At 29.3% G+C, this 21,836-nt stretch carries 22 protein-coding genes, 1 riboswitch and 1 other annotated feature; of the genes, 6 read left to right on the forward strand and 16 right to left on the reverse strand.

Features of this window, described 5'->3' with window-relative positions; translation table 11 throughout:
• Positions 1 to 47: 47 nt before the first annotated feature.
• The 8 genes from C661_RS23840 to C661_RS23520 form a co-directional block, all read right to left on the reverse strand.
• Positions 48 to 188, reverse strand: a complete 141-nt coding sequence (locus tag C661_RS23840; RefSeq protein WP_017413260.1) for a hypothetical protein — start codon at positions 186 to 188, stop codon at positions 48 to 50.
• A gap of 124 nt (positions 189 to 312) precedes the next feature.
• Positions 313 to 453: a hypothetical protein gene (locus tag C661_RS23845; RefSeq protein ID WP_017413261.1), complete on the reverse strand. Its 141-nt coding sequence runs from the start codon at positions 451 to 453 to the stop codon at positions 313 to 315.
• 124 nt (positions 454 to 577) lie between these two features.
• The gene (locus tag C661_RS23850; RefSeq protein ID WP_017413261.1) at positions 578 to 718 is read right to left on the reverse strand and encodes a hypothetical protein; all 141 of its coding nucleotides are present in this window, start codon (positions 716 to 718) and stop codon (positions 578 to 580) included.
• Positions 719 to 842: 124 nt separating this feature from the next.
• A complete protein-coding gene (locus C661_RS23855; protein WP_017413262.1) occupies positions 843 to 983 on the reverse strand; it encodes a hypothetical protein in 141 nt (46 codons plus the stop codon).
• A gap of 106 nt (positions 984 to 1,089) precedes the next feature.
• On the reverse strand, positions 1,090 to 2,355 hold the full coding sequence (locus C661_RS0100160; RefSeq protein ID WP_017413263.1) for a M16 family metallopeptidase: 1,266 nt from the start codon (positions 2,353 to 2,355) through the stop codon (positions 1,090 to 1,092).
• A 73-nt stretch (positions 2,356 to 2,428) separates the two neighbouring features.
• Positions 2,429 to 4,204, reverse strand: coding sequence for a B12-binding domain-containing radical SAM protein (locus tag C661_RS0100165; protein ID WP_017413264.1), 1,776 nt, complete (start codon positions 4,202 to 4,204; stop codon positions 2,429 to 2,431).
• 213 nt (positions 4,205 to 4,417) lie between these two features.
• A complete protein-coding gene (locus tag C661_RS0100170) occupies positions 4,418 to 5,371 on the reverse strand; it encodes a radical SAM protein (protein WP_017413265.1) in 954 nt (317 codons plus the stop codon).
• A gap of 169 nt (positions 5,372 to 5,540) precedes the next feature.
• On the reverse strand, positions 5,541 to 5,693 hold the full coding sequence (locus tag C661_RS23520; RefSeq protein WP_017413266.1) for a hypothetical protein: 153 nt from the start codon (positions 5,691 to 5,693) through the stop codon (positions 5,541 to 5,543).
• A 192-nt stretch (positions 5,694 to 5,885) separates the two neighbouring features.
• On the opposite strand from C661_RS23520, the gene C661_RS0100180 reads away from it, so the two are divergent.
• Positions 5,886 to 7,205, forward strand: coding sequence for a helix-turn-helix domain-containing protein (locus C661_RS0100180; protein WP_017413267.1), 1,320 nt, complete (start codon positions 5,886 to 5,888; stop codon positions 7,203 to 7,205).
• A 644-nt stretch (positions 7,206 to 7,849) separates the two neighbouring features.
• A complete protein-coding gene (locus tag C661_RS23010) occupies positions 7,850 to 9,121 on the forward strand; it encodes a 4Fe-4S binding protein (protein ID WP_017413268.1) in 1,272 nt (423 codons plus the stop codon).
• A 136-nt stretch (positions 9,122 to 9,257) separates the two neighbouring features.
• Here the strand turns inward: C661_RS23010 and C661_RS0100190 are convergent, their stop codons facing one another.
• Positions 9,258 to 9,602, reverse strand: a complete 345-nt coding sequence (locus tag C661_RS0100190) for a hypothetical protein (protein WP_017413269.1) — start codon at positions 9,600 to 9,602, stop codon at positions 9,258 to 9,260.
• A gap of 317 nt (positions 9,603 to 9,919) precedes the next feature.
• Positions 9,920 to 10,660: an elongation factor P 5-aminopentanone reductase gene (gene ymfI / locus C661_RS0100195; RefSeq protein ID WP_017413270.1), complete on the reverse strand. Its 741-nt coding sequence runs from the start codon at positions 10,658 to 10,660 to the stop codon at positions 9,920 to 9,922.
• 367 nt (positions 10,661 to 11,027) lie between these two features.
• Here ymfI and fdxA (C661_RS0100200) point away from each other — a divergent pair, with 367 nt between their 5' ends.
• Both fdxA (C661_RS0100200) and fdxA (C661_RS0100205) read left to right on the forward strand, forming a co-directional pair.
• Positions 11,028 to 11,198 carry a 4Fe-4S ferredoxin gene (fdxA, locus tag C661_RS0100200; RefSeq protein ID WP_017413271.1) on the forward strand — a complete coding sequence of 57 codons (171 nt, stop codon included), beginning with the start codon at positions 11,028 to 11,030 and terminating at the stop codon, positions 11,196 to 11,198.
• Between the two features lie 147 nt (positions 11,199 to 11,345).
• Positions 11,346 to 11,516 carry a 4Fe-4S ferredoxin gene (fdxA, locus tag C661_RS0100205; RefSeq protein WP_017413272.1) on the forward strand — a complete coding sequence of 57 codons (171 nt, stop codon included), beginning with the start codon at positions 11,346 to 11,348 and terminating at the stop codon, positions 11,514 to 11,516.
• Positions 11,517 to 11,661: 145 nt separating this feature from the next.
• On the opposite strand, the gene C661_RS0100210 is transcribed toward fdxA (C661_RS0100205), so the two are convergent.
• From C661_RS0100210 to C661_RS0100225, 4 genes are all read right to left on the reverse strand, one after another.
• Positions 11,662 to 12,513, reverse strand: coding sequence for a YitT family protein (locus tag C661_RS0100210; RefSeq protein ID WP_017413273.1), 852 nt, complete (start codon positions 12,511 to 12,513; stop codon positions 11,662 to 11,664).
• 380 nt (positions 12,514 to 12,893) lie between these two features.
• On the reverse strand, positions 12,894 to 14,285 hold the full coding sequence (gene asnS, locus C661_RS0100215; protein WP_017413274.1) for an asparagine--tRNA ligase: 1,392 nt from the start codon (positions 14,283 to 14,285) through the stop codon (positions 12,894 to 12,896).
• A 198-nt stretch (positions 14,286 to 14,483) separates the two neighbouring features.
• Positions 14,484 to 14,730: a binding site (T-box leader), on the reverse strand.
• 175 nt (positions 14,731 to 14,905) lie between these two features.
• On the reverse strand, positions 14,906 to 15,394 hold the full coding sequence (locus tag C661_RS0100220) for a QueT transporter family protein (RefSeq protein WP_017413275.1): 489 nt from the start codon (positions 15,392 to 15,394) through the stop codon (positions 14,906 to 14,908).
• A 715-nt stretch (positions 15,395 to 16,109) separates the two neighbouring features.
• Positions 16,110 to 16,652, reverse strand: a complete 543-nt coding sequence (locus C661_RS0100225) for a carbonic anhydrase (RefSeq protein ID WP_017413276.1) — start codon at positions 16,650 to 16,652, stop codon at positions 16,110 to 16,112.
• 463 nt (positions 16,653 to 17,115) lie between these two features.
• Between C661_RS0100225 and C661_RS0100230 the strand changes: the two genes are divergently transcribed.
• On the forward strand, positions 17,116 to 17,649 hold the full coding sequence (locus tag C661_RS0100230) for a nitroreductase family protein (RefSeq protein ID WP_017413277.1): 534 nt from the start codon (positions 17,116 to 17,118) through the stop codon (positions 17,647 to 17,649).
• 93 nt (positions 17,650 to 17,742) lie between these two features.
• On the opposite strand, the gene C661_RS0100235 is transcribed toward C661_RS0100230, so the two are convergent.
• Positions 17,743 to 18,582, reverse strand: a complete 840-nt coding sequence (locus C661_RS0100235; RefSeq protein ID WP_017413278.1) for a YjjW family glycine radical enzyme activase — start codon at positions 18,580 to 18,582, stop codon at positions 17,743 to 17,745.
• The gene (locus C661_RS0100240) at positions 18,575 to 20,071 is read right to left on the reverse strand and encodes a YjjI family glycine radical enzyme (protein WP_017413279.1); all 1,497 of its coding nucleotides are present in this window, start codon (positions 20,069 to 20,071) and stop codon (positions 18,575 to 18,577) included. Before C661_RS0100240 ends, C661_RS0100235 begins: the two co-directional genes overlap by 8 nt.
• Positions 20,072 to 20,505: 434 nt before the next feature.
• A riboswitch (cobalamin riboswitch) is annotated at positions 20,506 to 20,675 on the forward strand.
• Between the two features lie 92 nt (positions 20,676 to 20,767).
• Between C661_RS0100240 and C661_RS0100245 the strand changes: the two genes are divergently transcribed.
• Positions 20,768 to 21,709: an ABC transporter substrate-binding protein gene (locus C661_RS0100245; protein ID WP_026050873.1), complete on the forward strand. Its 942-nt coding sequence runs from the start codon at positions 20,768 to 20,770 to the stop codon at positions 21,707 to 21,709.
• Positions 21,710 to 21,836: the final 127 nt, after the last annotated feature.

The following is a 21,836-nucleotide window of genomic DNA, read 5'->3' on the forward strand; positions in this document are numbered from 1 at the left end:
CCCCTAGTACCGTAAAGTAATTTATTTAGTTTTATTAACTTTGCTAATTACCCACAAAAGCTAAAGCAACCTAATCCATTTACTTCGCCTTCAGCATTTATTTCCTCAGTTTCTTCTAATAATTGGCACATTTCCTCATCTGTAATTTTTTCATTTTGCCCAAATATCCTTTTTGTGTTTTTATCCATGATTAATTCCCCACTTTCAAAGTTTTACTTTTATTAAATAATTAACTTATTGCTATTTACCAGCTTGAAGCCATGTAGATTCTCTACAGTAAAGTAATTTAATTAGTTTTATTAACCTTCCCAATTAACCACAGAAAGTAAAGCAACCTAATCCATTTACTTCACCTTCAGCATTTATTTCCTCAGTTTCTTCTAATAATTGGCACATTTCCTCATCTGTAATTTTTTCATTTTGCCCAAATATCTTTTTTGTGTTTTTATCCATGATTAATTCCCCACTTTCAAAGTTTTACTTTTATTAAATAATTAACTTATTGATATTTACCAGCCTGAAGCCATGTAGATTCTCTACAGTAAAGTAATTTAATTAGTTTTATTAGCCTTCCCAATTAACCACAGAAAGTAAAGCAACCTAATCCATTTACTTCGCCTTCAGCATTTATTTCCTCAGTTTCTTCTAATAATTGGCACATTTCCTCATCTGTAATTTTTTCATTTTGCCCAAATATCTTTTTTGTGTTTTTATCCATGATTAATTCCCCACTTTCAAAGTTTTACTTTTATTAAATAATTAACTTATTGATATTTACCAGCCTGAAGCCATGTAGATTCTCTACAGTAAAGTAATTTAATTAGTTTTATTAGCCTTCCCAATTAACCACAGAAAGTAAAGCAACCTAATCCATTTACTTCGCCTTCAGCATTTATTTCCTCAGTTTCTTCTAATAATTGGCACATTTCCTCATCTGTAATTTTACTACTTTTTTCAAATACTTTTTTTGTGTTTTTTTTCATATTTATCCCCCCTTCCAAAGTTTATATTTTTATTAGAACGGTATTTATACCATTTAATAACTGAAAAATGTGTGCTATTTAGAAAACCTGCTCCACTTAGACAATATTATACTTGGAGTATTGGAATTATATCATCAACATTTACATTTCCTAATATTGCTACACCCAGATTCTCTGTTGAAATTACCTCATCAACTATTTTAGTTAAATTTCCCTTGTTAACTTTATCCAATATTCTTAATTCATCTTCTAGTAAAAATAGTGATCCTCTAATAGCACTTGCCCCTATGGTCTTAAGCTGAGCTGAAGTTGACTCAATTGAATATAAAATTTCAGTCTCCTTAACTTTTTTCACATTTCTAATAATTGCTTCATCAATACCATTTTCCTTCAAATACTTTAATTCTTCCATGCATATCTTAATAATTTCTTGTATTTTGTCATTATTAGCAGTAAAGGTAAATCCTATATCCCCAACTAAGCTAAATGCAGCTGAAAATCCTGATAATGAATAAACCAATCCCCTTTTTTCTCTTAATTCATTAAATAATCGTGACCCTGGTCTAACTAAAATATCCTTTAATACTTCACAATACTTACTTCTTTTATCTGTACATGGATATGTTGAAAATCCTATTCCTATAGTTGATCTATTACCACCAAACGAATCATTTATATATATCCCTTGTCCATTTTGAATTATAGGATCTTTTGTATTTTGGGGTTTATCCTCCCAACTACCAAACAGCTTATTAATATCTTTTTCAATTTCTCCAAATTCAAAGCCGCCTACAACTACAAGAACACAATTTTCTGGAACGTATGCTTTTTGAATAAGTGAGTCCACCATATTTTTATCTATATTTTTTATTGTGTCTGGACTTCCAATAACAATCTGACCAAACCCCTCCTCACCCCACAATGCTTGTCCAACTCTTTCTCCAATCTGCTTAGAATAAGTTAAGTATCCTTCTACTTCTCTTAAAATAATCTGTTTTTCATTCTCTAAATCATTTACTTCTACAGGTTCTTTATTAACTACTATATAGGATAAAACTTCTAGTATCTTGGTAATATCTTTTCTTAATCCATCAATATAATATCCAGTATAATCTTTTGTTGTTACTGCATTATATTTGCTTCCTATTCTGTTTAAATCATCTATAGAATTTGACATACTTACTAAACTATTTTTACATTTAATCTTAAACATTAAGTGCTCTACTAAATGAGAAATACCATTATCTTCAACAGTTTCATTTTTTCCACCTTGATTTACCCAAATTCCACATGAAACAGTTCTTTGTTCTGGAATACGTCTTAATAAAACTTTTAATCCATTGTCTAAACAAGAGGTCGAAATTGAAAACACTAGTAATCACCACTTTCTAAAACATAAGTCTTATATTATTGATAACAAACATTATTTCATAACTCAAAATTCATTATGATATTTCATTAAGCATTTTTATAGCAATTTTTCCATTATCTTTTCTCATGAATAATACTTCTATAGCTTTAGTATTACTTAAATCCATATTGTTATTTTTATACATGCTAAGAACATCACATGTATAACTTGCTCTATATTCAAATTCATTTGAATTATTTATAAACTCATATTTATCTTTTTCAAATTTGAAAATATCTAAAGAAGTTTTACTTTCTTCTGATAAAGCCCTTTCAACTATTAAGCTAAACGTTTTATATAATAACTGAACAATTAAGTTCATGTTTTTACCATTTTCTTTACTTACAGCTTCCAAATCTTTTTTGAACTCACTAATTATATTTTTATTCTTTATAAATATTTTATCTAAACTCGAATCAAACCTTCGTAGTAACAACTCAAATGTTAAGTTAAAATTATTATACAAAATAGAAATCATTGATACGAATACGTCTATACCTTTAAAAGAATCTCGTATGTCAGTTGAATATTCATAAAAGTTCATGAAAATATCTTTGTGTTTTTTTACTAAAGGAAACAACTCTTCACTATATTGCCCTTCTAATATTGGTAAATTTATATTTTCATTATCGATATACATCTTATTCTTTAATAATTCATACTCTTCTGTCCCTGGCATAATAATCAATCGATGTAATTGAATTGTTTTTATTTTTAATTTTAAAAGTTTGAGGATGAAATTTAATGTATCTTGGATATCTTCATAAGTTTCATCAAAAAATCCATAAATTAAGGATATTGCCATATCAATATTGTGTTTTTTTAAAATTTTTATGGTATCTAAAGCCTTTTTTAAATTAATATTCTTCTTTATTCTTTTTTGAATTTTATCAGATCCTGTTTCTATACCTAAAAATATACTTTTACATCCTGCATTTTTCATGCTTAATATTAAATCCTCATCTAAGGTGTCTACTCTCGCACTACAGCTCCAACTTATATTTAATTTTTCATTAGATAAAATTTCACAAAAATTCATTATAGTATCTTTATTCATAGTAAACATATCATGAGTAAAGGAAAACATACTTATCCCATAATTAACTTTTAATAATTTTATTTCATCAATTATTCTTTCGATACTCTTTAATCTGTATTTTCTTTTCCAAAATAAACTTGTAGAACAAAAGGTACAACCAAAAGGACAACCTCTTCCTACGTCTATGTTTATTTTTTCGGGAATAACTTTAGGATCCATTAAATCTAAATTTATAATTGGTAGTTCATCGAGATTGTGACTTATAGCTGTTTCATTTATACCAATTCTATTTCCAATTCTGTATGCTACACCTCTTAATTCACTAAGAGGTAGCGAATTAAGAAGATTATTTACTATCGGAACTATAGTTTCTTCTCCTTCACCAATACCAATAGCATCTATAGATTCAAAAGCCTGTAATGTTTCTCTTGCAGTTAAAGTTGCTTGTGGTCCTCCTAATAGTATTTTTACACTACTGTTATACTTTTTTAATTCTTCTGCTAGTTTTATTGTAAAAGGATATGAATTACACATTGTATAAAATGAAACTATTTTAGGGTTATATTTAAGAATATATTTTGCCATTTTACTTAATGTTTCATGTATATCCTTACCTAGTTCAAAATTTCCGTTATAAAGTAATGCATCAAAATCAATAACTTTAGAATCAAATTCTTTATCTTTTAAGATTTTAGCTAAAATTAATGTTCCACTATTAAGACTCTCAATCTGCTGGACAAAATTAATGCTATTCACAAATACAATATCCATATTTCCTCCTTTTTTATGTTTGCTTTAATTATCAATAACAACATAATACTCGATAGTATTATTTAGTAGTTTTAAAAATGTAGTTACTACATTTCTTTTAGCTTGAAAAGTATTACTTTCCATCTAGAAAATAGACGCATTAAAGAAAGTTAATAGTTCACGCTAGAAGCTAAGATATACATCCTACCTGTTCGAATATTCTCAATATTTAAGCTAGACTAGCTTTTTCATATATTTTAATTTCTCTATCTCTATATACGGACGATAATATTCTTCATATTCTTTTTTTAAAAACAATTCCGAGCATACATGACATATCTCAACATAATTCTCTTCCAAACTTATTGGAAGTTTATGATTTTTTATTATATCTATAAACCATTTAACGCCATAAGTTTTCAACATTTTACAATATATATTAGAATTATATTTTTTTAATATTTCACTGATTGGCATTTCCTGTGCAGAACCTAAATACAATAGCCCATTGTACTCAGTTGGGCAACAGCATGGAAACGCCCTTCCATCAGGAAAAATTAGCAACGTAGTTTGATTAAAACATTTTTGAGTACAAGCAGAACTTTTATATATTAAATCTTGTTTACTAATTTTCTCGGCAGCTCTACCTACTGGTGAACATGGCCTCTCAATTATTGTAAAACTTGAAAGATGCTCATTTAGGACATCTTTTATATCTTTTAATCTATGGCTTTTCTGTGTCACAACAGAAGACAGTTCAATTTCCAAATTTGAACCATCAGAGGCTTCCAATATATTCCTAATATACTCATAGGGAATATATTTTGAATGAAATTCATCAACACTTAAATCCATTCTACTTAATCCTGCATTAATTAAATTTTCCACAATTTTCTTACTATTTTCTTTGGTTTTGCCCCAAAAACCATTAGTAGTTACTGCAATCTTAAAATTTAAACTTTTTGCTTTCTTAATTAATTTTATTAATTCATCATAATATAAGAATGGTTCTCCCCCTGAGATACCCACATATTTAAAATTACTAATTTTAGATGCCTGTTCCATATAATTGTAAGCTTGTTCTAACTCCATAATTCCTTTAGTTCTTGGAGAACAACTCAACGCACATATGTCACACTCAGCATTACATTGTTCTGTTAATATTAAAGCTAATTTCTCAAAAGACATATTTCGCCTCCTTTATATTCATTATTTTAAAAAATTTAGATTCCAATTAATTAGTAAAATTGGAACTGAAAACAATATTATCTTAAAGAATAACATCTCACTAAGCACCTATGCTAATATGTTTTCGATATGCAAGTCACTTTTATTTGCATATCGAAAATATATTTAATTAATCATCTTTACTAGGTGGGTCTATTATTAAATTAGAAGATTCACTTATTCCATTACTTATTTCTGCTGCAAAAGATATTTTAGCGTAAGCAGATAAAATAGCCACTGACAGCACTGTTACTACTATTATTTTCTTTAAATTTTTATTCATATTTATATCCCCTTTTTTATAACTTTATGTAAACAAATAACTACATAATATGTAAATACCTTACTCTTTATACTAATAATATCATCTCATTTTACTTTTGTAAATATACTTCACTTGCATTTTTAAAAAAATATTTTATTTTTATATAATTTATGTTATTATTAATTCATAATAGTTAGGAGATTAAATAATATGAATACTAAAATTATTTCACCAGGACAAAAATTGAAAGAATTAAGAAAAAAGTACAAAATTAAACAACATGAAATTTGCGGAACCCAAATTACGCGAGGCATGATTAGCATGATTGAGACCGATAAAGCAGGTCTAACAAAAAATACAGCAATATTAATTACAGAAAATATTAAAAGGCTTTGTGAAGAAAGAAATATATCTTGCAATGTTTCTTTAGAATATTTACTTGAATCAGAAGAAGAACAAGCAAAAAAAATATTAAAAAACTTTTTAGAACTTTTTAGTTCTCAACCTGAAAAAATTTTTTCCAATTCTTTTCAAGAAGAGTTTGGAGAAATTGAAAAAATAATTAATACTTATCAATTAAAAGACGACAAATATACTATATACAGAACAATAGGAGATATTTTTAAAAAGAGTAAAGAATATTATAAAGCTTATAGCTATTATTTAAGAGCTTTCGAATCCTGCACTAACTTATTTAATGACGTGAGATTAATCAAATTAATTGTTAATATAGGCTTTTGTTGTAATCATCTTAAAAGATTTAAAGAAACTCTAGAATTTAACAAATTGGCTAGTATTTACATGGATGATATACCCGAAGACCTAAATTATAAAATAAAGTTTAACAATTTAATTGCCTTAAAGAATTTAAAAGAATATGATTTAATGTTGATAGAACTTAATCAATTAGAAATTACATTTCAACGCAAGTTAAATTCAGAAAGAATTGAAAAAGTAAATGTAATGATTTTAAAAGCCAACTGTTTAAAAGAGAAAAAACTATACATCGAAGCTATCTCTGCTCATAGAGATGTATTAACTCTAGCTAATAGCAATATTGAACTGCAATTAGTCACCTTATGCAATCTCATTGAAATATATATTGAATTGAATGATAGTAGTAATTTAAGGAAATATCTTGATAGATGCATAGCTCATTTAATAGATTATCAACTTGTAAATGATAAGATTTATTCATCAGAAATATATAATGATATTGGTTTAGGATATTATACAATACATGAGTTTGAGTTAAGCAAGCTTTACTTTAATAAATCTGTAATTGAAGCAAAAGAAACTAAAAATGCCAACATTTTACTTCTAGCTTTGAATAAGCTACTAGATATAGCTATTTGTGCTAATAATTTAGATGAAGTTGAAGAGCTTAAAATGCAAACACTTGAGATCATTTCATTAAAGCTCTTACCAAGTAACAATGTTTTGCTTATTAAAATTTTAAAATATTATAATAGTATTGGTAGAACTCAAACTGTAGATGATATACTTAGTTTTGCTGAATCCTTATTTTAAGGTACTAATTCACATTACTGATTGTACTTTTTCAGTAATCAACCCAATATACCCCTAAATTTTAAAGATTATTATAAAGGCACATACAAATACTGTTAGCTGAAGAATAGATGAATTACCTATAAACTATCCCTCTAGTAGGTTATTAAGTTTTAATCCTTACTAGAAACCCCTTGGTTTAGTTTATTAGTGTTTCTATATAAAATTTGGCTATTTATTAAGCATTTTATTATATTAAAGGCTAAAAACTCACTTAACCCCCCTCTATCCGCTGAAGTGGATAGAGGGGGGTTTTTTTAGAATCAATTTTCTTTACACTATTTCATCTCCTATACATTGTATTTTTCTGTTCAACATCTAATTTTTTATACACATCATAAATTTACTCGTACTTGAGTGCCCTTCTTATATACTTAAATTTCACAAATATATCACAATTCCATGAAAAACTCATTACAACTACAGCTTAAAATGAAATAGTAATATTTCTTATAGGTATGGTTTTTGAGATGAAGGCTTAATTTATTCATCTGTAAATACTATAGCCCAACCTAGCTAAGATAATATATAATCTGTATCTTACCTCTGGGGACCTATAAATTTTGCAATTCAAATCATAATATTAACTTTCGGGAGGGGTTACTTTGAAAAAGAAAACTAGATTATTTACTCAAGGCTTTTTCTTTGTTTTAATTGCACTAATAGCTGTAAATCATGGATTATCAGAAAAAGGAATTGCCCTATCATTTATTCCAACAGCTTCGCTTCATGCTATTTGTCCTTTTGGTGGAGTAGAAACTTTATATACTCTTTTAGCCTCTGGCAAATTATTACCTAAGTTACATGAATCCACTTTAATAATAACTGGCTTAATACTAATTATTTCTTTACTATTTGGAAAGGCCTTTTGTGGATGGATTTGTCCCCTAGGTACTGTTCAAGAGTGGATAGGAAAGGTTGGAAGAAAGCTTTTTAAAACAAGGTACAATAGTTTTATTTCCCCAAAAATTCATAAGTTCTTATCCTTTGGTCCTTATATCATCTTACTCTTGACCCTGTATGCCACAGCAACAACTGCTAAACTTGCCTTTCTAGATTTTGATCCTTACCATGCACTATTTAGCTTTTGGACTGGAGAGGTTGCTCTTTATAGCATAATTATTTTAGTTTTAATTTTGCTTGCATCCTTAGTTATAGAAAGACCTTGGTGTAAATATTTATGTCCTCTAGGCATAGTTTTAGGTATCACTAATAAATTTAGATTGTTTACAATAAAAAGAAATGATAGCACTTGCATATCCTGTAAGTTGTGTGACAAAAAATGTCCTATGAACCTAACCATATCAGATAGCACTAAAGTTTCGTCTACAGAATGTATTTCTTGTATGGAATGTACTTCTGAAAATACATGTACAATGCAGAATACCCTAGTAATGAAATCAGGAAAATCACATATTAAAAATAAGTTCATGCCTTTACTTATTATTCTATTTCTCTTTGGTGGAATACAATTATCCAAATCTTTTTCCCTTTGGAAAACAGAAAGAAGTGCAGAGCCTGCTAAGATTACTTCTAGTGACTACACTGAAAAATATGATCCTGCAGATATCAGAGGCTCTTATTCCTTTAAGGAAATTTCGAGTCTTTACAATGTGAAAGAAGAAGACCTTATTACCAGCTTTAAACTAAGTGATATTAACCTTAAAGTTAAAGATTTAGAAACTCTTTATTCAGATTCTGAAATAGAAATAGGTACAAAGTCTGTGAGATACTTCGTTGCTCTTTACAATGAAATTCCTTTTGATAAGGGCGAAGAGGAAGTATTCCTACCCTCCTCTGCTGTAGATCTACTATTATCCACAAAAAATTTAAACCCTGAAGAAATTGATTATTTAAAAGCTCATGAAGGAAACTAAATTTAACTAACCCTAATCATAAAAAAGCAAGAAAATCATAATGATTTTCTTGCTTTTCTAACATTATTAATCCATAATGAAAGTCCCATTTACTTTACTAGAACTACTATGGCTTTACATTTTAATTTAACTTCTATTAATTTTCTTGTTTATCTTCACTTTCTTCACTATCTTCATAATCTACGTCGATAATAGTTGAATCACTATAATCTATAACTGTATCATCCTTATTTTCTTCATAATCATCTTTGTTTACATTATAATAATATTTTAAATTTGGATCTTCTCTATACTCTTTTTCCAACTTCTTAGCTTTATATTTTAAATAAATTACTACTCCTGAAATAGCTATCACTGCCAATATGATAATAAAAAACAAACTTCTTACAAAAAACCCAAAGACTCCAAATATTACTGGTGAAAACACAATGAATAAAACAACAATCAATATAATTTTTAGTATATCTTTAAAATTATTCATTAATTATTCTAATTCCTTTCTCTTCTATATTAGGACATTAGGCATTTTAAAAAAATAAATAAGTCAGTATGTTTGTCTATTTTGAGTTATACTGCGTCAACAGAACCCTTAGATAGCTCTACTATCTGCGGAACCTGTTTCCTAGTCGCACAAGCTTGCTTGTGAATTAAAAATCCCCTTCACATCTTTGACTTGTTATTTATTTTCAAATGCCTTAGTTTCACAAACTATCAATACCTTGTCCTTATTATATGATATTATATTATAAATCTAAAATTAATAAATATAGGTTTCTCCATTTTAATAAAAAATTAATATTATTGAAGACCTCCATCTACATTTATTATTTGTCCTGTAACATAACTTGAATCCTCACTAGCTAAAAAAGTTACTACCTTTGCAACTTCTTGTCCATTCCCTAATCTACCAAGAGGAATTTCACTAATAAGTTCTTCTCTTTCTTCTTTTGATAACCAAGCATTCATATCAGTATTAATAACCCCTGGGGCTACTGCATTAACTCTAATGTTGCTTGGTGCAAGCTCCTTTGCAAGAGATTTTGTAAAGGAGTTTATTGCTCCTTTAGAGGAAGAATATAGTACCTCACAAGAAGCTCCCAAGTTTCCCCACATGGAGGAGATATTTATAATATTACCTCTTTTATTGCCAATCATATGCTTTATTACATTATGACTTGTATTATATGCGGATTTAAAATTAATATCCATAATGCTATTGTAATCACATTCTTCCATATCCATGAATAGTCCTACTTTTGATATAGCTGCATTATTTACTAGTATATCAATTTTTCCTAAGGTTTTAATTATTTCTTCAATCATAGATGAAGCAAAATTATAATTGCTCACATCTCCTTTTATTAAAATACCATAAGCCCCCATTTCTTTAATTTCCTTCAGGGTCTCTTCAGCCCTTTCATCATCATTAACATAATTTAATGCTAAAATAGCACCTTGTCGAGCAAACTCTATGGCTATGCTTTTTCCAATGCCCCTAGTTCCCCCTGTTATTAATGCAACTTTCCCTACTAATTTCATATACAAACACCTCTATAGCAAAATATTCTTATTACCTAACTGTAAGTTACAAAAAATTATTAATCCATAACTATAACTACCTAGAAAAACCAGTCTTTGTTTTATTAACTTTAGCTGTTAAAACTAGTAACTTTTCTTTTAATATTATATCTAGAAAATCCACAGTTACTTGTCTATCTAAGTAAGTAACATATAAATATATTATGTATTGTATCCTAAGTAATAAGTTATTTCTATAGAAACTTTAACTCTGCGTTATTATTTAAAATTATTCTAACTTATATAAGTTTATATTTTCTATATTTAAGGTTTAAAGATTCAGTTCTAGCTTCATAATATAACTGTATGCTTATTAAGGAGGGTCTATATGGCTTATAAAATTACTAACCTCTGTACCTGTTGTGGTCTTTGTATTCCTGAATGTCCTTTGAATTGTATTGGAAAGGGTGATAATATTTTTATTATAGATGAACATATTTGTATCGAATGTGGGGCTTGTTCTAATGTATGTCCCGTTAGTGCTCCTATTTTAGACTAATAATAGTTTATTAATTTTAAAATTATAATTATTTCTATTTACATAAACCCTCTACTTAATCATCCTGTAGAATTATATAAATCTCTTTATTATTTTCTGAAAATATGTTATTATTATGTTGATTTAAGAAAAAGGAGGTTTTTGATTATGGCTTATAAAATTGTTGATGCTTGCATCTCTTGTGGAGCATGTGAAGCTGAGTGCCCAGTTAACTGCATAAGCGCTGGAGATGGAATCTACCTAATCGATGGAAATGCTTGTATCGAGTGTGGTGCTTGTGCTAGCGTTTGTCCAGTAGGAGCTCCAGTTCAAGAATAATTGAACATAGAAGTAACCTTAAAAAGTACAAGCTATTAACTTTTGTTAATAGCTTGTGTTTTTTTATGAAATTATATTATCTTTTAACTTTGATTTGAAGAAACATAGTTGTGTCAAGCTTCTACTTCTAGTTTAAGTTATTATCTTATTCCATTAAATCAGTAAAACCTTCACCTAAAGTTTCATGAACATTATAAGTTATTATAAAAGCTTTTGGATCAATTTCTTTAATAAAGTTTTTTAACCTAATAACTTCCCTCTTTCCAAGAACAGTTGTTATTACCTCTTTATTTTGAAGGGAGTAAGCACCTTTTGCATCATATAAGGTTGCACTTCTATCAAGTTCTTTTATTATAAAGTTTTTGATTTCTATTCCTTTACTACTAACTATTTCAACTTTCTTAATTATATTTAACCCTTGAATAGCTGAATCTACTGTAAATCCATTTATTATAACTCCAAGTAAAGAATACATACCTACTGTAGCACCAAAAGCAGCTATAGCTAGTATAGTAACTAATAAGTCTGCTAGCAAAAGACCTTTTCCTATCTCTAAATGCATGTATTTATTTAATATTTTAGCTACTATATCTGTACCACCAGTAGAGGCATTTTGATTAAATACTATAGCCATACCAATAGCTCCAACTAGAATACCAAAAATAAGGTTTATAAATATATCCTCAGTTACCGGACCACTCATTGGAAACACTGTTTCCATAATAGATATTATAAAAGAAAGCATTAAGCTTGAATATATGGTTTTAACTCCAAACCCAGAGCCTATAAATATAAAGCCAATTATAAATAAAATCACATTTAAAACTAGCATTATAGCTCCAACATTTAGTACTGGAAAGTAATAATTAATAACCATTGCAAGACCTGTAACCCCACCTGCTGCTAAATCATTTGGTATTAAAAAGAAGTAAACTCCTGCTGCAACCAATATAAGTCCTATAGTAATCATTACATATTCATAAATTGTTTTTTTCATTTGGAACCCTCCTTAACATATAGTATATTAATAAACTTAAAATTATATTTATTTTTTCACAAATAAAAAACTCTCAACCTACTACGGCAAAGAGTTATGCTCATTTCTAAAAATGTGTACATCAAGTTTAGAAAATCTTTATTTTATATAATTAGTCTTAATAAATCTAAAATATATTGAGACTAATTATAGTATATTTTACGTTTATCATTGTTACCCAATGATATTATACTACACTTGTTATGGAAAGTAAATATGTGATATTTATGTAAATTTATTCATGTTTAATGTATTTTTATAACACTATAAAAAAAGGGCTTAAAGCAAAAGCCTTAAACCCTTGAAAATACTGATTAATCTTAGTAATAAAATTTCTTATTTTAGAATTCAGCTGTTCCTGTAGTTCTTGGGAATGGTATTACGTCTCTAATGTTGCTCATTCCTGTTAAATACATAATCATTCTTTCAAAACCAAGTCCGAAACCAGCATGTTTTGTTCCGCCATATTTTCTAAGTTCTAAATACCACCAGTAATCCTCTGTATGAAGTCCTAACTCTTCTATTCTCTTTATTAGAAGGTCTAGTCTTTCCTCTCTTTGGCTTCCACCAATGAGTTCTCCAACTCCTGGCACTAAAAGATCTGTAGCTGCTACTGTCTTGTTGTCATCATTCATTCTCATATAGAAAGCTTTTATATCCTTTGGGTAATCAGTAACAAATACTGGCTTTTTATATATTTCTTCTGTAATATATCTTTCATGTTCAGTTTGAAGGTCACAGCCCCACTCAACTGGATATTGGAACTCTTTATCTGCTTTCTTTAAAAGCTCCACAGCTTCAGTATAAGTTATCTTACCAAATTCTGAATTTGCTACATTCGTTAATCTTTCAATTAAGCCTTTATCTACAAAGCTGTTGAAGAATTCCATCTCTTCTGGAGCATTTTCCATTACATAGTTAATGATATATTTTACCATATCTTCTGCAAGTTCCATATCATCATTTAAATCTGCAAATGAAATCTCTGGCTCAATCATCCAAAACTCTGCTGCATGTCTTGGAGTGTTTGAGTTTTCTGCCCTAAAGGTTGGTCCAAAGGTATAAACATTTCTAAAAGCAAGAGCATAAGCTTCTGCTGCTAACTGTCCACTAACTGTAAGGTTAGTTTCTTTTCCAAAGAAATCTTGCTTATAGTCTATTTTTCCTTCCTCAATTTTTGGAATGCTGTTTAGATCCATTGTTGTCACTTTAAACATTTCTCCAGCACCCTCACAATCACTTCCAGTAATGATTGGTGTATGAGTATACACAAAGCCTCTTTCTTGGAAGAACTTGTGAATTGCAAAAGCTGTTAAAGAACGTACTCTAAATACAGCTGAAAAAGCGTTACTTCTTGGTCTTAAGTGTGCTATTGTTCTTAAATATTCAAAGCTGTGTCTTTTCTTTTGAAGTGGATAATCACTAGAAGATTCCCCTTCAACCACTATTTTTGTAGCTTTAATCTCAAAAGGTTGCTTTGCTTCTGGAGTTAAAACCACATTTCCTATTACAGTAATAGATGAGCTTATGCTTAACTTTTCAACTTCTTTAAAGTTTTCTAAAGCCTCCTCAAATACTACTTGAACATTTTTAAAGAAACTTCCGTCATTTACTTCAATAAACCCAAAAGCTTTTGAAGATCTTAAAGTTCTAATCCATCCAGAAATAGCTACTTCTTTCTCTGCAAACTTTTCAGTTTCTCTGTAAAGTTGTTTTACTAATAATTTTTCCATGATAACTCCTCCTATATTATTACAAACCAAAGTTTGTTTATTTATATATTAAAAACTAAGCATCTTCAATTTAAAATTGAGATTTACTTATATTTTTATAGATTAAACCTATTTAAAGAAAATTTCTTCTAGTGTGATCTCAATTACTTTGTTTTACTTTATCTTTTTTTAAAATAAAAAAAGCCTTTCATCCCTACGTAAAGGGACGAAAAGCATTATTTCGCGGTACCACCCAATTTGTGATAAAAATCACCGGCTCTATCAGTACGGAGAGTTCTCGATACTGTTCAAGGATAACGGTATGATGCCGTCTAAGTCTACTCTCCAAAGGATTTCGGTTAGAAACTCAAAGATGTTCTTCAATATAAGCTTCATATTGGTCTTCCACCCTCACCAATTCGCTTTAACTACCTCTTATATCTACTCTTCTTATCATAGTTTTTGTTTTTGTGTTACTTCTATAATATACAATAGTTCTAAAAATTATACTAAATTTGTATATAAAATATTATATGTCTTAAATATATTATTGTCAAACAATAATTTTTATGAATCAATGTATTTTCCAATCTAAAAATTTCCTACCTAAATTCATGCAAGGAATTTTAAATTTACTTATTTTATTTAAGCTTCAAAGCCTGAAGTAAACTTTTATTATCTAAAATATACTTAAATATTACTACTCCTACAATTGAAACCACAGTAAATTCCCCTATTGCTACTTGAAGTGTAGATAGCCAAAACGGAAGGTTTAACACATAATATAGCTCTGCACCAACCATGAAAGCATTAAATATTGTTGGCCAAAGGGATGCAATAAAAAGATTTTTGCTTTTACTTATACCAATGGTAGCAAATAATGTAGCCAAAGTTCCAATAATAACGTCTACCATTCCCATAGGACTTAATAAAAAATTTGAAATAAAGCATCCTATAGTAAGAGCAGGTATGTATAATGGATCTACAAAAGCTAACAGTACCATAACTTCGGAAAATCTAAATTGTACACCTAAAAAAGACAATGGTGCAAAAACAAAGGTAAGCGCTACATATATAGCAGCTACTAAAGCCATTTTTAGCAATTTCACTAAATTTTCATTATTATTCATTTCAATTTCCCCCCTATAAGGCATCTGAAAATAAATAACAAGTCAAAGATGTAAAGAATATTTTGAGGTATACAAGGAAACAGGTTCCGCAGATAGTGGTGCTATCTAAGGGTTCTGTTGACGCAGTATAACTCAAAATAGACAAGCATACTGACTTATTTATTTTTTGAAGATGCCTGCTGTATTTAACAGCGGACTAGCTCCCAAAATCTACTTCAGCATTATTATTTGCGCAATATAAAATATAAATCCATAAAGGAACCTTAACTTATAATCTTTAGGATTATATAAGAAATCAATTTAATGACTTAACTTATACAAGGAACCTTCTTTAGTTCTCTTTAATTTTTTGTAGATGAATGAAATTCATCATGAATAAGTTAATTTATCACTAAGGAATCCTATATGGTCTAAAAATTAGAATTAAGCTTTCCAAATGAATTAATAAAAACTTTAGCTTCTTAACCAACCAAATTAATATAGTTTTAGCACTCTAATAGCTAGTTATAAGATATCTTTATTGCACAAATAAATAAGGCTGCCAAAATGACAGCCTTGTAATCTTTAACAAATGAGAATTAGCCCTTGTAAATAAACTTACAAAGGGGTTTAAAGATTTCAATGCCGTAGTTTTATTTAAAGACAGGAGGCTTCCGAACTGTCCATTTAGTTTTATCGTATTTCATTATACAACTTAACCTGCGTAAAATCAATGCTAATCTTCATTAACCAAATACAAGAGATTATCATCCACATTGTAAAACAATGGAGCTACAAGTATCTTTGGATACTTGTCTCTTAATCTCTTTGCCTCACTTAGCAAGAAATCTATTTCATTATCAATTTCAAACATTGGGGCAAAATTTCTAAAGTGCTCTTCTGCTTGTTTTTGTTCCCAACCCGCATTTTCCACTAAGCCTTTAATAAACTTTTCCTTTTTAGACATAAGGTTAACCATACCACAGTTATTGTGACCCGTTAAGGCTATAGTCTTAACCCCACCTACTGCAATAGCATAGGATACCTTAAATTCACTATAACGCAAGTTTCCACCACCGGAGCGTATAATATATGAAAAGTTATTAGGAATTTTTAGCTGTTTTCTATTATCCATACACATACCTATTAACAGCTCAGCTTTCTCGTACTCATCAAAGGAATAGCCTAGATTATGATATTTTAAAAGTTTTTCTATTGGAGTACCTTTATACTTTAAAGAAATATCTTCATCACTTAGCACCTTTATTAATCTTTCCATAGAATTTGTATACGGATTGCACTTAGGCATCTTCAAAAAATAAGTAAGTAAATCTGCTCGTCTATTTTGTGCTATACTGCGTCAACAGAACCCTTTGATAGCTCCACTATCTGCGGAACCTGTTTCCTTGTCAGCACAAGCTTGCTTGTGAACTCAAAATATCCTTCACATCCTTGACTTGTTATTTATTTTCAGATGCCTTAATCCATATTTCCCCTTTCCAAATTTTAATATAATTATATTAGGTATTTTTGCCACTAGCAATATTTTTATATGTAGAGTTTTTAAATATTAGGATTTAGTTTTAAATTTTGTGTTAATTACAAGCCTATATCATTTAGCAAATCAACTATTTAGCTTTGAAAAACAACTAATTTAGGTATTTTAGCTATATTATTTATGATATATAAATATTTTATTGTTATAATAATATTAATAATGAAAATTAATAGGAGGTTTATGGATGCTAGATTTATTAAAAAGACGAAGAAGTATTAGAAAATATACCACTAAAGAAATTGAAAAAGAAAAGGTTCTTAAGTTAGTACAGGGAGCTTTATTATCTCCTTCTTCTAGAAATTTAAGACCTTGGGAATTTGTTGTGGTAGAAGATAAAGCCACTCTTGAAAAATTATCTTTTTCAAAACCTGGTGGAGGTTTTTTAAAAAATGCACAGCTTGGCATAGTTATCCTTGGAAACCCCGATATTAGTGATGTTTGGATTGAGGACACCTCAATTGCATCAACAATAATACATCTTTTATCCTATGACCTAGGACTTGGCTCTTGCTGGATTCAAATTAGGGAAAGAAACCATAATGAATCAACTTCAGGTGAAGAATATATTAGACAGGTATTAGGAGTTCCAGAGAACCTAAAAGTTTTATCCATTCTATCCATAGGATATCCTGACGAAACAAAACCAACCAATAATGAGGAAGCTTTAAATTATGAAAAAGTTCACTTAAATACTTATGGAAGCAAGTTTGTTAGATAGTTTTAAATGTATTCTATACAATAAAATTAGAGAAATGAATAAACAGCCCCTTGTTTTCTAAACAAGGGGCTGTTTATATTATCTAGCTTATCTTTATACAATTATTACGTTTTTGCATCCATTTGAAATCGCTATTTCCTTAAGCTCTTCCATATATTCCTCAGTTGGCACTGTTGATTTAATTAGGTTTTCTCTAACGCCTAGTGGTCTATATTTAATGAGCTTATAAATTATATTAGGATTTATGCTGGCAAGGAGCTTACTTCCTTCATCTACAGTTTTTTTACTGTCTAATACCTGTGGAACTACCACTGTTCTAATTTCATAAACCTTATCTAGCTTTCCTAAAACCTTTATATTTTCTATAACTGTTTGGTTCTCTAGCCCTGTAAGCATTTTGTTTTCTTCATTGTCATAAGCTTTTAAATCTATCATTGTCTTATCCATCACTTCTAACAGCTCTTTGTTATTATATATGGGCGTAGAGCCATTAGTATCTATGAAGGTAGTAAGTCCCATTTTTTTAACTTCTCTAAAAAGTTCTGTTAAGAAATCACTTTGAAGTGTGCATTCTCCCCCAGATACAGTAATCCCAGATATAAAATATCTGGTCTTTTGCAGATACTTTAGTATATCTTCCACTGTCATTGGAGTTATTTTAGGACTGCTGTTTCTTTTGCATTCAGCAATGCATCTATCACAATTTTTACATTTTTCTATATCATAAATTACTTTTCCCTCTATTTTAGATAAAGCTCCATATTTGCAATGTGGAACGCAAAGTCCACAGTTATTGCAATGATTTATGGTTTCTGGATTATGGCAGTATAGGCAGTTATAATTACATCCTTGAAGAAAAATAGCTGTTCTATTCCCCTCTCCATCCACATTGCTAAAGGGAATTATTTTATTCACTAGGGCAAATTTACTCATTGTGTCTTAGCTTTCTTTCAAGAATTTTTGAGTTTTTAACTGCACCATAACCTAATGCCACTGTATCTTGTAAAACTTGCTCTCCTCTATCTAACTTTTCAATATCTGAACGTTTAACTAAATATCCTGTGATTCTTATAACATCACAATCATCACAGTATAGGGAGAAATATCTCATATCTAAGGAAAAGGCTCCTTTTATCACATCTAAGATAGACTTAGGATTATTTTTTGACATGGTGTCAAATTTAAAGATATCACCAATTCCTGATGGGAAGTATTTATGGAATACTGCACTTTGAACTAGGTGCTCATGTAGCACTGGCTCTTCTCCAATTGGAATTCTGCATCCTGGACTTGTTTCGCAATCTGTTTCAATCCCAACTTGTGCATGAAGAAGGAAATGTCCGTTAGTTGGAGCACAGTATGGATTATTATGATTGTTCACTATTTCTTCCATTTTACTTATAATAGTTTCTCCAAGTTTATTAGCCTTTTCACTGTGTCCGAATCTATATTTTTGTTCAGTTGCTCCTAGAAGAGTGTTTACACATTCAGCAAGACCTACTAAGCCAAACATAGCTGTAAATCTATCCTTACTTATTAAACCTTCTCTAACTAAGAAGTTTGATTCAAAGAAGTTACTTTCTTCAACAATGAACTTAATTCTCTTATCCATGTAATCTAGCATAACTTTCATAGCTTCTGGAAGAACATTATTTAAAAAGTCTTGTTCATCCTTAGCCTTTTTTGCTACCTTTGATAAAATCATTCTAACTAAAGTATAACTTCCTCCACCAATGTGTAGGCCATTATAACAGCTAGCAATTCCATAATCTTCTCCAAATTCTTTAGAGAACATTCTATGATTTGCAAAGCTTGGTTTCGCACAAGAAAGAGCAGTTTTTATTGCTTCTATAGCAAAATCATCGCTGGTTTCTTCACTATATTTTAAAGTTATATTAGGTGTAGCATTTTGAAGTTCTCTTTCAACTTCTAATATAATTCTTCCTGCTTTAGTTTCTTTAGGTCCAATGTTACCGTGGCAGAAAGAATCTGTGATGGTTCTATCTATATGCTTTAAGAAAAACTTAATTGCAGCATACGCTTCTTTCTCATCTTTTACAAAAGGCTCTAATAAATAATCTATATTTCCCACATATACGGGAAAAGATGTTATTGATGGCACATGTTTATAAAGTATTAATAAGTTATTTACAGCTTCCCAAATGTCTGTAGCAGGGTCTAATCTCAAAAATTCACTACCTTGTTTCATGAATTTTTCATAATCAGGTACAATGTATCTTGGTCTATAAGGAGCTAATCCTTCATTTAAGTCACAAATAAGTCCTTCTTCTCTGTAGTTTTTTATTTTTTCATTCATATTTAAAACATCTAAACTGTTCTCTGCTGCTCTTGCTAAATTAAGTACCTTCATCTCATAGGTCAAAGTTTTATCCTTTATAATGTTAAGGATTTCATTACTCATATTACTTCACTCCTTCTTAAGATTCAAAAATATATAGTTCATAAAACCGAAGGTTTTCTACAAAATTCCTTATATTTTGACTTATATATTTATTATAGCTTAAATTTTTAATTTATAAATATATTATACTAAAATACTAATTATAATTCCATAATTATTGATAATAATTATTAACAAATAATTTATTCTAAGCACTTCTTTACATATAAACTCTCTATTACAACCCTCTTATATTTAAATTGAGATTTTATCTTATTATTAACCTTTTTCTTCTAAATTCTCTTACTACCATATAAGCACTTGCTTATATAAATCCGCTAAGATATCTGTATACCTATGATATTACCATAACTTTCTATTGACTTTTATCCTTTAAGGTTTTACAATTCTATTAGATAATTTGTCTTTAAAAGTTCTCATAACTTTTTGCAAATTTAATATATTTATTTTTAGGTGCTGATAAAAGCATAAAAGGGAAAGTGTGAAACACTGCAGCCCCCGCTACTGTATATGGTGACAAAGCTTGAATACCACTGTGATAAACGGGAAGGTAAGCTAAGGATGAACCATAAGCCAGGAGACCTACCTAGAAATCGATAATCACTTTCGGAGGGAAAGGAGATGGATGTAATTCGTCAAACAGCCTCTTTGTGGGCTTTTTTTATTTACTGGAAAATTTTTAAGGAGATGAAAAAAATGAAATCAATGAAAAAGCTTTTTAGTTTGTTTATATCAATGATCTTTATTTCTTCTTTATTAGTTGGTTGCAGCAAGCCTGCTACTAATGAAGAAAAAAAAGAAAATAAATCAGCAGCTACTTACCCAATGACTATCACTGACTCTTATGGAAAAGAAGTTACTATTAATAAGAAACCTGAAAAAATAGTTTCTCTTGGTCCCAACACTACTGAAATAGTATTTGCTCTTGGTCTTGGAGATAAGTTAGTAGGAAGAACTGATTTCTGCGACTATCCAAGTGAAGTTTCAAAGGTTGAATCTATTGGATCTCTTATGGAACCAAATGTTGAGAAAATAGTTTCTTTAAAACCTGATTTAGTTTTAGCCTCTACACATGTAAAAGAAGATGTAGTTAATAAATTAAGAGATTTAGGAATTACTGTTCTTGCTGTTTATGAAAAAGATAGCTTTGAAGGAACCTTTACTATAATTGAGAAGATAGGAACTGTTTTAGGCGAAACTGAGAAAGCTAAGAAAATTACTGATGATATGAAAGCTAAAATCTCTGCTGTTGAAACTAAAACTAAAAGTGTAACTAATAAACCAAAAGTTTATTATGTTGTAGACTTTGGTGCTAATGGAGATTTCACTGCCGGTGGTGATACTTTTATTAATAAAATAATTGAACTTGCTGGTGGGGCAAACATCGCTAAGGATCTTCAAGGCTGGCAATATAGCTTTGAAAAAATCGTTGAAAATGACCCTGATATAATAATCTGCACAAGCAATTTTGGTGCTAAAAATAACTTAATCAACGATCCTAAATACAAGGAGTTGAGAGCCGTTAAAGAGGGTAAAGTCTTTGAAATTGATGAGAATATCATAGTAAGACAAGGACCTAGATTAGCTACTGGCCTTGAGGAAATGACTAAACTTCTTCATCCAGAACTATTTAAATAAATTTAATAACATAGGGATATAACATTAATTATGAAGTAGATTTTCATTGTAGGTTTGTTCCTTAAGACATATAATATGAATTATCTTTACCTTCATAATTATGTGGCTAAATGATTTAAAAAGTATG

The sequence above is a fragment of the Clostridium tunisiense TJ genome (assembly GCF_000300195.1).
GTDB classification, from domain to species: domain Bacteria; phylum Bacillota; class Clostridia; order Clostridiales; family Clostridiaceae; genus Clostridium_J; species Clostridium_J tunisiense.